11 protein-coding genes are annotated in these 13,769 nt (G+C 61.1%); 4 read left to right on the top strand and 7 right to left on the bottom strand.

All coding sequences use genetic code 11. The annotated features are described in order from the left end of the window. The coding region (locus C4N04_RS25465; RefSeq protein ID WP_158775595.1) for a cadherin-like domain-containing protein at nucleotides 1–1,885 on the bottom strand (1,885 nt) is incomplete at its 3' end. Between the two features lie 487 nt (nucleotides 1,886–2,372). Between C4N04_RS25465 and C4N04_RS25460 the strand changes: the two genes are divergently transcribed. Further along, nucleotides 2,373–2,873, top strand: coding sequence for a GFA family protein (locus tag C4N04_RS25460; protein ID WP_106797330.1), 501 nt, complete (start codon nucleotides 2,373–2,375; stop codon nucleotides 2,871–2,873). Nucleotides 2,874–3,181: 308 nt separating this feature from the next. Here the strand turns inward: C4N04_RS25460 and C4N04_RS25450 are convergent, their stop codons facing one another. Continuing rightward, nucleotides 3,182–3,571, bottom strand: coding sequence for a helix-turn-helix domain-containing protein (locus C4N04_RS25450; RefSeq protein ID WP_106797328.1), 390 nt, complete (start codon nucleotides 3,569–3,571; stop codon nucleotides 3,182–3,184). Nucleotides 3,572–3,697: 126 nt separating this feature from the next. On the opposite strand from C4N04_RS25450, the gene C4N04_RS25445 reads away from it, so the two are divergent. Both C4N04_RS25445 and C4N04_RS25440 read left to right on the top strand, forming a co-directional pair. After that, nucleotides 3,698–4,546, top strand: a complete 849-nt coding sequence (locus tag C4N04_RS25445) for an SDR family oxidoreductase (RefSeq protein ID WP_106797327.1) — start codon at nucleotides 3,698–3,700, stop codon at nucleotides 4,544–4,546. 16 nt (nucleotides 4,547–4,562) lie between these two features. Beyond that, the gene (locus tag C4N04_RS25440; protein WP_106797326.1) at nucleotides 4,563–4,958 is read left to right on the top strand and encodes a DoxX family protein; all 396 of its coding nucleotides are present in this window, start codon (nucleotides 4,563–4,565) and stop codon (nucleotides 4,956–4,958) included. A 317-nt stretch (nucleotides 4,959–5,275) separates the two neighbouring features. Here the strand turns inward: C4N04_RS25440 and C4N04_RS25435 are convergent, their stop codons facing one another. Together C4N04_RS25435 and C4N04_RS31635 are read right to left on the bottom strand one after the other, a co-directional pair. Beyond that, nucleotides 5,276–6,907 (bottom strand): EAL domain-containing protein, encoded by a 1,632-nt coding sequence (locus C4N04_RS25435; protein ID WP_106797325.1) that lies wholly within the window; start codon nucleotides 6,905–6,907, stop codon nucleotides 5,276–5,278. Between the two features lie 736 nt (nucleotides 6,908–7,643). After that, nucleotides 7,644–7,883 carry a hypothetical protein gene (locus C4N04_RS31635; protein ID WP_141399558.1) on the bottom strand — a complete coding sequence of 80 codons (240 nt, stop codon included), beginning with the start codon at nucleotides 7,881–7,883 and terminating at the stop codon, nucleotides 7,644–7,646. A 366-nt stretch (nucleotides 7,884–8,249) separates the two neighbouring features. On the opposite strand from C4N04_RS31635, the gene C4N04_RS25420 reads away from it, so the two are divergent. Next, nucleotides 8,250–10,022, top strand: a complete 1,773-nt coding sequence (locus C4N04_RS25420; RefSeq protein ID WP_106797324.1) for an SLC13 family permease — start codon at nucleotides 8,250–8,252, stop codon at nucleotides 10,020–10,022. Between the two features lie 86 nt (nucleotides 10,023–10,108). Here the strand turns inward: C4N04_RS25420 and C4N04_RS25415 are convergent, their stop codons facing one another. The 3 genes from C4N04_RS25415 to C4N04_RS25405 all read right to left on the bottom strand — a co-directional run bounded on the left by C4N04_RS25415 (nucleotide 10,109) and on the right by C4N04_RS25405 (nucleotide 13,303). Then, entirely contained in the window at nucleotides 10,109–11,638 is a 1,530-nt protein-coding gene (locus tag C4N04_RS25415; RefSeq protein ID WP_106797323.1) for a SulP family inorganic anion transporter, read from the bottom strand. A gap of 4 nt (nucleotides 11,639–11,642) precedes the next feature. Continuing rightward, on the bottom strand, nucleotides 11,643–12,347 hold the full coding sequence (locus C4N04_RS25410; RefSeq protein WP_106797322.1) for a carbonic anhydrase: 705 nt from the start codon (nucleotides 12,345–12,347) through the stop codon (nucleotides 11,643–11,645). Between the two features lie 329 nt (nucleotides 12,348–12,676). Next, nucleotides 12,677–13,303, bottom strand: a complete 627-nt coding sequence (locus tag C4N04_RS25405) for a class I SAM-dependent methyltransferase (RefSeq protein ID WP_106797321.1) — start codon at nucleotides 13,301–13,303, stop codon at nucleotides 12,677–12,679. Between the last annotated feature and the right edge of the window lie 466 nt (nucleotides 13,304–13,769).

Below are 13,769 nucleotides of genomic sequence, written 5' to 3'. Positions count from 1 at the left end.
CGTCGGTGACGGAGTAGCTGAGGCTGACCGGGCCGTTGTAGTTGGCATCGGGCGTGAAGCTCCAGGTGCCGTCATTGTTGTCGATGAGGGCGCCATGCTCGGCGGTGAGGCCGGAGACCGACAGCTGATCGCCGTCGACATCGGTAAAGCCGGCCAGCAGGTCAGCGCTGCTGAACGTATAGGCCGTGTCCTCGGTGCCCGCCGCCATTGTCGCCGCATTGCCGCTGAGGACCGGCGCATCGTTGACCGCATCAAGCGTGAAGCTCTGCGTTGCCGGCACATTGCCGCCGTTGCCGTCGGTGACGGTGTAGCTGAGGCTGACCGGGCCGTTGTAGTTGGCATCAGGGGTGAAGGTCCAGGTGCCGTTGTTGTTGTCGACCAGCGCGCCATGGTCGGCGCTGAGGCCGGCAACCGACAGCTGATCGCCCTCGACATCGCTGAAGCCGGCAAGCAGGTCAGCGCTGCTGAACGTGTAGGGCGTGTCCTCGCTGCCTGCCGCCAGCGTCGCCGCATTGCCGCTGAGGACCGGAGCGTCGTTGACGGCATCAAGCGTGAAGCTCTGCGTTGCCGGCACACTGCCGCCGTTGCCGTCGGTGACGCTGTAGCTCAGGCTGACCGGGCCGTTGTAGTTGGCATCAGGGGTGAAGGTCCAGGTGCCGTTGTTGTTGTCGACCAGCGCGCCATGGTCGGCGCTGAGGCCGGCAACCGACAGCTGATCGCCCTCGACATCGCTGAAGCCGGCAAGCAGGTCAGCGCTGCTGAACGTGTAGGGCGTGTCCTCGCTGCCTGCCGCCAGCGTCGCCGCATTGCCGCTGAGGACCGGAGCGTCGTTGACGGCATCAAGCGTGAAGCTTTGCGTTGCCGGCACACTGCCGCCGTTGCCGTCGGTGACGCTGTAGCTCAGGCTGACCGGGCCGTTGTAGTTGGCATCAGGCGTGAAGGTCCAGGTGCCGTCATTGTTGTCGACCAGGGCGCCATGGTTGGCGGTGAGGCCGGAGACCGACAGCTGATCGCCATCGACGTCGGTGAAGCCTGCAAGCAGGTCAGCGCTGCTGAAGGTGTAGGGTGTGTCCTCGGTTCCTGCCGTAAGCGTCGCTGCATTGCCGCTGAGAACCGGCGCGTCGTTGACCGCATCAAGCGTGAAGCTCTGCGTTGCCGGCACACTGCCGCCATTGCCGTCGGTGACGGTGTAGCTGAGGCTGACCGGGCCGTTGTAGTTGGCATCAGGTGTGAAGGTCCAGGTGCCGTCATTGTTGTCGATGAGCGCGCCATGATTGGCGGTGAGACCGGAGACCGACAGCTGGTCGCCTTCGGCATCGGTGAAGCCGGTAAGCAGGTCAGCAGTGCTGAAGGTGTAGGGTGTGTCCTCGGCGCCTGCCGCGAGCGTCGCTGGGTTGCCGCTGAGGACGGGTGCGTCGTTGATGCCGTTGATCATAACCGTCAGCGTGCCGACGCTGAGCGTGCCGTTCGACATCTTGATCGTGTACTGGATCGTGTCCTTGAACATTTCTCCGGCATCGAGCGCGTTGATCTGCGCGCTTATACCGGCTGCGTCATAGTGGATCTTGTTGTCACTGCCGATCCAGAATGTTGCACCCATCTGGCTGGTTTGGCTGAAGCTAATGCCGACGCCGTCCTGCATCAGCAGGTCCTTGTTGTAATCGACAAACGCCTTGTTGGTGACGATGATCGCTGCCCCTCCGTCATCGTTCTTGAAGCCGTCATCCACCGAATAGATCGTCGTCTTCACGCCGCCGCCGCTTGCGGCCAGGACGTCGAACGTGAACTGAAGGCTGCCGTCCTCGGTGCCGGATTGTGTCAGATTGGCTGCCGCACCTGAATTCGAAAACGTGACGGTCGTGCCTGAAACTGTCGTAGTCGCCATTTACAATTCCCCCCAGTGATACTGCGGACGACGAAAGTGTTTGCCGCCCAATTACTATTTCCAATCTGGGTGCCCCACCACGTCGCCGAAGAAATCGCGGAATAAACATGCCCCATCTGCACGGTATATTATATTTTCCCAAATAGTAACCCAGAAGATGCATAAAATGGTACCAACTATACAATAGAGCTAAAGTTGATTGTGGATAAACTCGTTCGCCAATTCATATGATTATTTACGCCAGCGTCCGAATGGCCCGCACTTTCCGTTTATCGACACGGAAGAGTTCCCCACCGCCGACGGCGTGGTGCGCTGCGCGGATAAAGGTTGGAACCTGCTGCGGGAACTCTGCTCCCAGAAAACGCGAGCGAAGAGCTTCGATGGTTGGCGGACAAATCCGTGTCGACGCAGGCGATGGAGCTGGACGATCGGAAGACGACAACCTAAAAGAGATGCGGCCAAACCCGCCTCTTGCAGGAGAAGAAAAATGCAGCGCATCGAGAGGAAGGTGAGCGGCGGCTGCCAGTGCGGTGCCGTGCGCTACCATGCAAGCGTCATGTTCGACAATTCGCATCTCTGCCATTGCCGCATGTGCCAGAAAGCCTCGGGCAGCATCTTTGCCGCGCTCGTCGCCGCGCCCGATGATGCGCTGACCTGGACACGCGGCAAGCCGAGCCTCTGGAAGAGCTCGGAACTGGTCGAGCGCGGCTTCTGCGCCAATTGCGGCACGCCCTTGTTTTTCCATCACCTCGAAAACGGCCGCACCAATCTGATGATCGGGTCGCTTGACGATCCTAACGCCTTCCCGCCGCTTGCCAATACCTGCACCGAGAACATGGTGGCCTGGTTCGAGACGATCACGGGATTGGAAAATACCGGTGCGACCGAGACCAACGGCGCCGACTGGGCCGCGGCGATCAAGGCGAGCAACAACCAGCACCCCGATCACGATACCGCTTCGTGGACGGTGAGGGGGCGTGACGGCTGAGACCTGCCGCTGCCGGCGGAATGAAGCACCGAAATGGCGCGGGGATCATTGAACATGGCGGTTGCGCTACAGCCATCCGCCTCGGCGCCCCTTCCGCAGATTGCCCGGCAAATCTGCAAGACTGACAATCGCCGGACGCACTGACCGCTTCGCCACGACGAAGCGGTGCGGCCGGAGGGCCGGGCATGTTTCCGCCAGGATCAGAGGCGACCGGCTCGGACGTACCTGGAGGTATGCCCACCGCCAATTGCCTCTGCCCTGACGAAAACCTGCTCCGGCAGAATGCTTCAAGCTAATCCGGAAAAGCTCTAGCGGTTGTCGAAGCCCGCCCGAGCCTTCTCGATCACAGGGCGATTGTCGATTGCCCAATCGCTGAGTACCCGCAATGGCTCGATCAGTGAACGCCCGGCGTCGGTGAGAGCATATTCCACCTTCGGCGGGATGGTGGCATAAGCCGTGCGCGACACCAATCCATCGCGCTCAAGACTGCGGAGAGTGAGGGTCAGCATCCGGTGAGACACGCCGCCGATCTCGCGCATCATCTGGTTGAAGCGCAACGGTCCCCGTGACAGCACTCCGACAACCATGATGGTCCACTTGTCGCCAATGCGATCAAGAATCTGGCCGAGCGCACGGCAGTTGTTGTGATCTTCGCTCGCAGGCAAGTCCCCGGCCTGCGTGGCGGCGGCGGTGTTCATTGGCAACTCCATCGAGGCACGCACATCCCTGTGCGTGGCGCACTTTCGTGTGCATTCTTGTGCATGTACCCGATATCGATCATATCGTCACGTACATTTTGTTCGTTAACAGAAGAGGACGACGACATGAAGATCGGCATCAACGGCGCAAGTGGGAAACTGGGTGCGGCCATCGTCGAAGAACTCAGCTCACGCGGAGGCGGCCACCAAATCGTCGCCATTTCCCGCTCGCCGGAGAAGGCAGGTAGCGGGGTTGAGGCTCGCAAGGGTGACTATGACCAGCCAGAGACGCTTCAGGACGCCTATGCCGTGCTCGACCGTCTGGTGCTGATCCCAAGCGCAGACCTGCGTCCGGGCGTGCGCGGTGCACAGCTCAAGTCCGCCATCGACGTGGCCGTGAAGTCAGGTGTGCAGCATATCGTCCTGGTGTCGGCGGCAGGCACACGCGAGGCTGCCATTCCTGCACTCGGCGAGTCCTACTGGACAGCCGAACAGCATCTGATCAAGTCAGCTCCACACTGGACGATCCTGCGCATGAACTACTTTGCACAGTCCATGATCGACGAGGTCATGATGTCACAGAGCCAAGGAATGCTCGCTGGACTTGGCGAAGATCGCGTCGCGTATGTCTCGCGCAACGACGTGGCCGCAGCGACAGCAGGAGCCGTATTGGGCGAAGGTCACGCGGGCGCGATCTACAATCTGACGGGACCAGATGCGCTAACAGGGCATGACGTCGCCGCCGTTGCTTCGGAGGCACTTGGCAAGGCCATCGTGTTTGCCTCGATTACCGAGGAGCAACTGCGTGGCGGCTTAGGCCAGGCCGGGCTGCCCGATCTTGTTGTCAATGCCATCACGGACATCAAGAAGACCTTTGTCGAAGGACACTTCGATGTGCTTACACATGATGTCGAGCGGCTGTCGGGCCGTGCGCCTGTCTCTTTCCGCAACGTGTTCGCGGCAACGAAGTCCTGAGGAGAACCGCGTAAACATGACCCGCAAATACATTTATTGGATCAGCACCGCGCTTCTTTCGGCGTTGTACCTTATGTCCGCCACCTTCTATCTCACCCAAAGCGACACGGTGCGACAACTGTTGGGTCAGCTTGGCTTTCCTGGCTATCTGGTGCCGCTCCTGATTTCGGTCAAACTGTTGGGAGTGGCGGCGATCCTTGCCCGCGTCAGCGTCGGACTGAGCGATCTCGCCTATTCCGGAATGTTTTTTCACCTGCTGCTGGCGCTATCGGCTCATCTGAACGCGTCCGACTACGCCGGATCCGTTCCGGCACTCCTCGGTCTGGGCGTCCTTGTCGTGTCTTTCACGACCCAAAATGCCGCACGAGCAAAGCCATCGCCGTATGCGGCCTCCCAGCCGGTCGGAAGCTGAAACTTTTGCGATCTGCGTCCCGATCCAGTTTCGGGCGCAGTCGTCGATGATTGCCGCCATGACGGGCCGGCTGCTTCGCGCCCTCATCTCGGCCGTAGCGGATTCGCACGCCCCTGGAGTCCGAAGCAGCGGAATGATTGGTGTATCCGGCGATCGGTTGTCCCGTATACTTCCGACCGGTCTGCGAACTGACGGATCAGCCGCTCTCATGGCTTCTTTTTTCTCGTTCAGGTCGTCAAGCAGCTTCGAGGAATTGCCTTGACAGCGTCAAGCTTACCGCCCCGCCGGAGCCCATGCACCATCGGCTCTTTATCGGATTAGCCGACCCAACCCGTGGCGAACGACCCTTGACGCAGAAAATCGCCGATGGCATCCGAAGACATCGGCGCGCCCAAAAGATGTCCCTGTAGTCGATCGCAATTTTCTCTTCTAAGCCACGTCGCCTGACCGGCCGTTTCGACGCCTTCGGCCGTAATCCGCATCCCCAGCCCATGGGCAAGCCCGATGACGAAGCGCACGATGGTCTGGCTCTTCGGATTGGTCTCGACGTCCTTGATGAAGTGCCGATCGATCTTGATCGTGTCGAACGGAAAGTTCTGTAGGTAGCTGAGGGATGAATAGCGGGTGCCAAAGTCGTCGAGCGCGATTCGGACACCCAGGACTTCCAGGGTATGGAGTATGTCGAGATTTTTGGTGTTGCGTTCAAGCAGGACGGTTTCGGTTATTTCGATCTCCAACCTTTCGGCAGGAAACTCGACCGCGTCAAGAATTCCGGATACGCGATCGGTGAAGCCGCGGCGGAGGAATTCAGCCGGTGAGAGATTGACCGCCACGATGAAATGCGAGGGCCACCTCGACGCCTCGCGGCACGCCTGTTCAAGCACCCACGCTCCAATATCTCCCATGAGACCGTCGGCTTCCGCCATCGGGATGAAAACACTTGGCGGAACCACTCCGGCATAGGGATGGCGCCACCGCAGCAGCGCCTCGAAGCCGACGATCCCCTCCGATAGCTCCACCAGCGGCTGATACTCGATGAAAAACTGCCGCTCCTTGAGGGCCACACGCAAACTGCGCCGCAACGTTTCACGCTGCTCCAGCATGATCATCATCGAGCGGTTGAACGTCCTTGCCCGGCCGCGGCCATCGTTCTTGGCAGCATAGAGCGCAATGTCGGCTGCTTTCATCAACTGTTCGCCGTCATTGCCATCGGTCGGCGCAATGGCAATTCCGACGCTCGCGCCGACGAACACATCGATCCCGCCGATGGTGAATGGCTCTTTGAACGCACGGACCAGGGATCCAGCAAGACCTTCCGCCTCCCCAGGCTGGTCCCCGCGCCGCTGAATGACGGCGAACTCATCGCCCGCGAGTCTGTAAGCTGTCTCACCGTCGCGAAGCACCGCCTGGATTCGTTCCGCCGTCATCTTTAGAACCGCGTCGCCGGCGCCGTGCCCAAGCGTGTCGTTGACGGGTTTGAAGTCATCGAGATCGAGCTGCATCAGCGCGAGCTTTTGACTTTTCGGCACGGGAAAGCTTGTCTCGAGATCACTGGTGAATTGGCGACGGTTTGCCAGTCCCGTCAGAACGTCATGCCTGGCTTGATGAAGAAGGAGGGCGCGATCGGCCTCCGCAGTCGACGCTTCCGAACTCGCGCTTGCATCGCGCGTCTCGATGACCCCAAGGCCTCGTTCAGTGCCGAAAACGAGAAGACTGCGACTGTCGCCGGACGAACTGGATCCGATCTCGATGTTGCGGGGCAGGCCGCCGGCGAGCACGGCTTCGATCATCGATCTGGCGCCAGGATCAAGCAGCTCCGGATATAGATCCCATAGGGTCGCACCTGGAGCCGCTGCAGTTTTGTAGGCCTTCGAAACCGCCAGAGAGCATTTGGCAAGTTTCAGGCTATTGCCATAAAACGACACGAGCTCATCAGGTTGACCGGACATAGGCGCTCCGCGTTGGATCTTTCATCTCCCAACTTGTTGAGTCATGTGCGAAAGCTAACATCCCAGTAGAAATATTCAATCTTGCCCTGTGGATATCAAAAGTACGGCTTTGATGCCTGCCGCTATGCAAGCGGCCTTCTTCTCTTGAAATAGAACGTGAACAGTCGTGCTGCGGCCACACCCGCGCTCGCGTTGGAGCGAAGGAACTGCGGAGCGGTGCCTAATGGCTGCCGCCTCTCGGGCAACCTGCGCGTCGAGGCCGGCCGTGCCTTTGAAGTGGAGCCAACAAGTATCGTTCCGCGATGGGGAGGGTGCGGATGTCATTGCGACAAATGAAGATAAGCGTGTCGGTCAACCCCGGCTACTGCGTTCTTACTGTCAGCGCCGCAATGCCTGCCGGCTTTGGCATGCGACCAATTTATAGTCCCGTGTTCGTTCGCCTCATTCTATATCGGTCGAGTAGGGGATTGCGGCTTCCTTCAAAGCCAACAGGAACAACTCCCGGGCGCTTTCGTCTGAAACATGTCCGTCCTCGGCGCCTTCACAGGCTTCAAGAGCCGCGATGTAAGCCTTTCCGTCAGAGACTGGCCAACGGGCCGATAGGAGGTCGAACGCCTGTTTTGCCGATCTGACGGTGGTCGGCTTTCGCAGACGTAGAATAACGACACTCTTCCACAAGACACAGGCTCCATCGCCAGCGGCCAACCCAAAGGCGCCGCTTCACCCCAACCAGGGTCTACGATGAAGGTTCCTCGCGCTTTTTTTCAGCCATTCTGACGTCGAGCGCCTGTCGCAACTGGCCCGCTGACAGGTTTGTGTTTGCACTTAAAAGATCAACGGCGGCAGCGTATGCGGCTTGCGCGCAATCCCCGCCTGCGTCGACGGAGTTCGCGTCGCACCAGTCGGCAATTACCTTCGCGAGCATCTCTATCTGCCGCTCGGAGAGTTCCGGAAGATTTAAGAGGTTTAGAGACATTCTTGTGGCCTCACCCAAGGCAAGAGCACGTCGGATCGCCCAGTCGGCATCGCCCTGTAAAATCGCCGACTGGAGTACTATACCCTTTATTCGGCGCGATGATATGGCGATCCCGCAAAGGGCCGAATTCCACGGAGTGGCAGCGGCCGCGACCAATCGGGTGACACTCGCATCAGTCCGCCGGCCGTCAACATGTTGCAATGTCTGGTGGTGGCGGCCCGCCGGCGTGTCCAGCTTATCCGCTCACGCACATGCTGGTCAGGAGGTTGATCAGGACGGCAGGGAACTTGCGCAAGCAAACGACGTTCAGGAATATCGTCTTCCGCTCGGTTGTCGGCAAACATCCCAGCCTCTTTCCAGGTCCGCATGACGACACAGCAGATCATCGCATTTTCTGTCATCGGGCTCATGATGGCGGTCTTTATCTGGGATCGCTTCCGCTATGATGTCGTCGCCTGTTGCGCGCTCGTTCTGGCGGTCGTGACGGGGATCGTCCCGCCGGAAAAGGCCTTTTCCGGCTTTTCGGATGACATTGTCATCATCGTCGGCAGCGCCCTGATCGTCAGCGCCGGCGTTGCCCGCTCGGGCATCGTCGATGCCGCGATCAAGCGGTTTTTCCCGAACCTGAACACGCTTCATACCCAGCTCGCGCTCCTGATGATCGCCGTGGCCTTGCTGTCCGCCTTCATCAAGAATATCGGCGCGCTCGCCATCATGATGCCTGTCGCCTTTCAGTTCGCCAGGAAATCCGGCGCTTCTCCCTCGAAATACCTGATGCCGATGTCCTTCGCTGCCCTGCTCGGCGGACTGATGACGCAGGTCGGCACCTCGCCGAACATCGTCGTATCGCGGCTTCGCCACGAGATGACGGGAGAATCCTTCACCATGTTCGACTTCACGCCGACAGGCGCCATCCTGACGGTCGTCGGCATTACCTTTCTGTTGTTCTTCCACTGGCTGGTGCCGAGCCGCACCAAGCAGGACCACGCCATCGAAGATGTGGTGGAGATCAAGAATTACACCAGCGAAGTCGCAATCACCGGCCAGTCGCCGCTGCTTGAGCGGGCATTGAGCGATCTCGTGAAGCTCGGCGATGGCGAGGTCATCGCCACGGCCGTCCTGCGCGGCGGCACCAGGATGGCGCCCTTTCCCGATCTGACCCTCCGCTCCGACGATATTGTGATGCTGGAAGGTCCATCGGCGGCAATGGACCGCATCGTATCACAAGGCAAATTGAAGCTGTCCGGCAAGCCGCTGACGAAAGAGGGTCAGCCGGACACGCATATTATTTCGCTCGAGGCGATCGTCAGCCAGGACTCGTCTCTCGCCGGTCTTTCGGCCAAGGAGCTGGCGCTTTCCTACACGCGCGGGGTCAACATTCTGGCGATCAGCCGGCGCGGGGAACGTCTCAAGGAACGGTTGGGCAGCATGACCCTCGGCGTCGGCGACGTTCTCCTCCTGCAGGGCAGCCGGGCAAGCCTGGCCGCACTTCTGCAGGATTTTGGCCTGTTGCCGCTCGCCCAGCGCGAGGTGATGCTCGGCACCCGCCGCCGTGCCTTCATTCCGCTGCTGATCTTGGCCCTCGCCATGGCAACGACCGCCGTCGGCCTCGCGCCGGTTCCGGTGGCTTTCTTCGCAGCGGCGCTGGGCATGGTCGTCTTCCGCGCCATTCCGCTGACGGATATCTATAAAGCGGTCGACGGGCCGATCCTGGTTATGCTCGCCGCCCTTATTCCCGTCTCGGATTCCTTGCGCACTTCCGGCGGCAGCGACCTGATCGCCGGCTGGCTGGGTGCGGTGGCAATGAATCTGCCGGCATGGGGGGCACTCGGCCTGATCCTGGTCAGCGCCATGGCTGTTACACCCTTCCTCAACAACGCCGCCACCGTTCTCGTCATGGCGCCGATCGCCGCGAGTTTTGCAACCAGTCTCGGCTTCAGACCGGAAGCCTTTCTGATGGCGGTCGCAATTGGCGCCGGCTGCGACTTCCTGACCCCGGTCGGCCATCAATGCAACACGCTGGTCTTTGGACCCGGCGGCTACAAGTTCTCCGATTACCCGCGTCTCGGCCTGCCGCTGTCGGCATTGATCATCCTGGTCAGCGTGCCCGCGCTGCTTTTTGTCTGGCCGGTGAGATAGACCGCTGGGGCGGTGGCCGCGGTCGGTTTGAAGCCTCATGGACAGGAAGTGAATTGGGGAGGGGCGTTTGCCCTCCCCAGATTTTATCAGGCGACTTCGGTCGCAAAGCGCTGAAACAGCGGTGTCAGGCGGGGGTGGCGTGCCGCCGGCGGCGGATGGATTTCAATGGCACGACCGGCCCTTGCCTCGCGTCGTAGCCATTCGCTGATGGTTTCGGCGCTGGTGTGATCCATGTAATGGAGGTCCTCGCCGACAATCTTGACCTTGCGGCCCTCGGGCAGCTGCTCGAGCGTGTTGAGCAGAACGGGCACGTCCTTGCAGGTGGCTGCACCGCCGAGCTGGACATGGATTTCCTCGTCTATCTCGGCGTGTCTGATCGCGAGTTTGCGCCTCAGGTAGGGCACGATCTCGATGATCGACAGCGCCAGGCCGAGCGCCACGCCGACCAGCAGGTCCTGCAGGACGACCATGGCGACGGTCACCGCCCAGATGCCGACCGGAACCAACCCATGATGCTCGAACAGGTGTCTGACATGGCGCAGGCTGATCAACCGCCATCCGGTGACGAGCAGAACCGCGGCGAGGGCCGACAAGGGAACCAGGGTCAACAGGCTTGGCGCCAGCGCCACCAGGCCCAGTATCCAGATCCCGTGGAAGATGGCGGAGGCCCGCGTGCGTGCGCCGGCCTGAATGTTGGCCGAGGAACGGACGATGACGCCGGTGATCGGCAATCCGCCGAGCAGGCCGCAGAGCCCGTTGCCGACGCCCTGGGCAAACAGCTCCTTGTTGAACCGGGTGCGCACGCCGTCATGCATCCTGTCGACGGCGGCGGCCGAGAGAAGGGTTTCGGCACTCGCGATGACGGCAATCATTACCGCCATGAGAATGACGCCGGGCTCCAGCAACCGGGCGAAGTTTTCCGCGGTCGGCAGTGTGATGCTGTCGACGAGCGAGGTGGGCACCTCGACGCGGGCGATCGGCAATTGCAACGCGGCGGCAAGAACCGTCGCCGCCGCGACACCGACCAGCGCTCCCGGAACCAGCGCCAGCGATTTCGGCCGGCACTTCTCCCAGCACACCATTGCAAGCAGGGATATGAGGCCGACCTTCAAAGCGGTTGCCTGGCTCGTCAGGCCAGTTCCCCAAAGACGGGCGAGACTGTCCTCCATCGCCGCGACGTTCTCCATCCCGCCGGCAGCGGGCTTGGCATCCATCAGCACATGAATCTGCCCCAAAATGATCAGGATCCCGATGCCGGCGAGCATGCCGTGAACGACGGCCGGCGAGATTGCCCGGAACCAGGAGCCGACCCGCAGGAACCCGCCGGCGATCTGCAGGAAGCCGACGGCGATCAGGACGGGGGCGAGCATGGCGACGCCGTATTCCTCGACGAAGCCGAAGACGATGACGGCAAGTCCGGCGGCAGGCCCGGAGACCTGCAGCGGCGACCCCGACAGGACGCCGACGACGATGCCGCCGATGATGCCGGAGATCAGGCCCATCGACGCCGGCACGCCGGAGGCGATGGCGATCCCGAGGCACAGTGGGATGGCGACGAGAAAGACGACCAGCGACGAGGCGAGGTCGCGCGAAAAGGCGGAGCTGATTGCTGTCATGGCGCTACTCCGCGGCAAGCATTGCTGCGATTTGCGCCATGACATGCGGCCGATCGCGGCCGGTCACCGCAACCGGCAGCGGCTCTCCCTCCTGCGGCACGGTGAAGGTCGCTTTCGCCCCGTCATAGACCTGGACTTCGCCGGTCTCGATGTCGAAGAACCAGCCATGCAGGGTGATCTCGCTGGTGGCGAGTTTCGCGGCCACGGAAGGATGCGTCTTCAGGTGATCGAGCTGAACGACGACGTTTTCCATCGCCACTGCGCGCACGCGATCACTTTCGGAAAGGTCGTCCGGATAGGCCCGGCAGACGATCGAATGGGCGGCGTGGCTGTGGCGCAGCCAGGCTGCGACATTGGGCATCGGTTCGAGCAGCTCCGGATGGCACAGGCCCTTCATTGCGCCGCAATCCGAATGACCGCAGACGACGATGTCGCTGACGCCGAGCGCCAGGATCGCATATTCGATGGCGGAGGAGACGCCGCCATTGAGCGTCGAGAAAGGCGGAACGATATTGCCGGCATTGCGGCAGACGAAGAGATCGCCGGGACCGGCCTGCGTGATGGTTTCGGGCATCACCCGGCTGTCGGCGCAGGATATCATCAGAGCCTGTGGTTGCTGGCCTTCCCGCGCCAGCTTGCGATAAAGCGCCGACTGGTTGGGAAAAACCGCGCCGCGAAAACTGGAGATACCTTTCAGGAGATCACCCATGTTCGGATCCTCTTTCTGGCCGGACGTCGGACTGGGAGGAATGTCTCTCGTCCGGCGGGTTACAGAAGCGAGTTGTTCGCAGGTGCGAAAAGAACAGCAAAAAGTGTGCGGTGCAACCAGCCGATGCGAGATCGCGATCAACAACACGTGAAGAGGGTGCCGAGGTCCGACGAGGGGTGGCCATTCCTTCGCCTGGAACGCAAGGTCAGCAATGCGTCCGCATGTCGCCACAGTGGCGATCTTGCCTTCGCCGGGAAGCCGACAGTCCGGTGATTACCTCGAGTTCATGGTCGCGCCACAACCGGCCATTCCCAGAAGTTCTGTTTGCCTCAGGCCCGATTCGCCCGAACGCTCAGCCACCGATCATGGGGTTTTCCGACGTACGGAATTACATCGCTGACAATCCAGCCGGCGTCTGTGAGTGCTGACCGCAGGGCAGGCTCGCGCCAGTACGTCTCGACGTAGCGCCGGGGTGCTGCAGCACTGCCGTGTGTGGACACATCCTCGCCTTCGCCCTCCCGAACCGAGACGTGCAGTCGGCCACCGGTCCGGGTCGCCTCGGCAAGTCGTCCCAGCACCGTGCCGAAGTCCTCGCGCGCGACATGAATGAGGCAGGCACAGGCCCAGATCCCGTCATACGGCATGCCGGGACGCTGCGGGTCGGCCAGGTTATCGGTCAGCGGGTCCAACAGGTCGGCCTTGAAGCCACTTTCGCGCAGCAGTTCGACGAAACCCTTCGAAATGTCGGTGCGCCGGACGCTGATGCCCCGCTTCTCAAGCTCAAGTGCATCTCGCCCGCCGCCGCTTCCGATCTCCAGCACCCTGCCCGAGCCACCCAGCTCGGTCACGAACACATCGATCTCTGTCGCGACCCATTCGGGCATCACCGCGGCCTCGGCAGCGTACTCCGCCGCGACCGCATCATAGGACCGCACAGTATCCCGGTCGGTGCTCATCCCAGCGCTCCTCCTTCAAGACAACAGCCTATCAGCCCATTGCGCCCTTCACACTTCGGCAGTTGGTGACATCGCGGGCGATTTCCTCCCCAGCTTTAGCAGAAATGAGGTCAGAAACACCACCGAAGGACTGCCAATGCTGCCGACGACAATGCGCCATAAGCGGACATTGCTTCAGGCGCAGGGGCCTGACTGGGGTATTCCAGAGTCTGGGAAGATTTAACGCCCGGCAGTGATGATCAGGCTATCGGCTACCGACCACCAAACTCCGGAGACAAGTTCGCCATTAAGCTTCGCGCTGGTGCCGCGATCTCCGGTGGCTCAGGGCACCATCTGGCCTTTGCAGCCCCTAGCCGAGAAGCGGTCAACGCATTTCATCTCGCGGCATTGGAGCACGGCGGTGTTGTGCGGCTTTCTGTCTCCTGTCGGCCCGAAACGGTCTTCACGAGGGAGATTTCCTCGACCG

It is taken from the genome of Rhizobium sp. H4, assembly GCF_003013335.1.
GTDB classification, from domain to species: Bacteria; Pseudomonadota; Alphaproteobacteria; order Rhizobiales; family Rhizobiaceae; genus Rhizobium; species Rhizobium sophoriradicis.
This window is presented reverse-complemented; position numbering and strand designations above follow the sequence as displayed.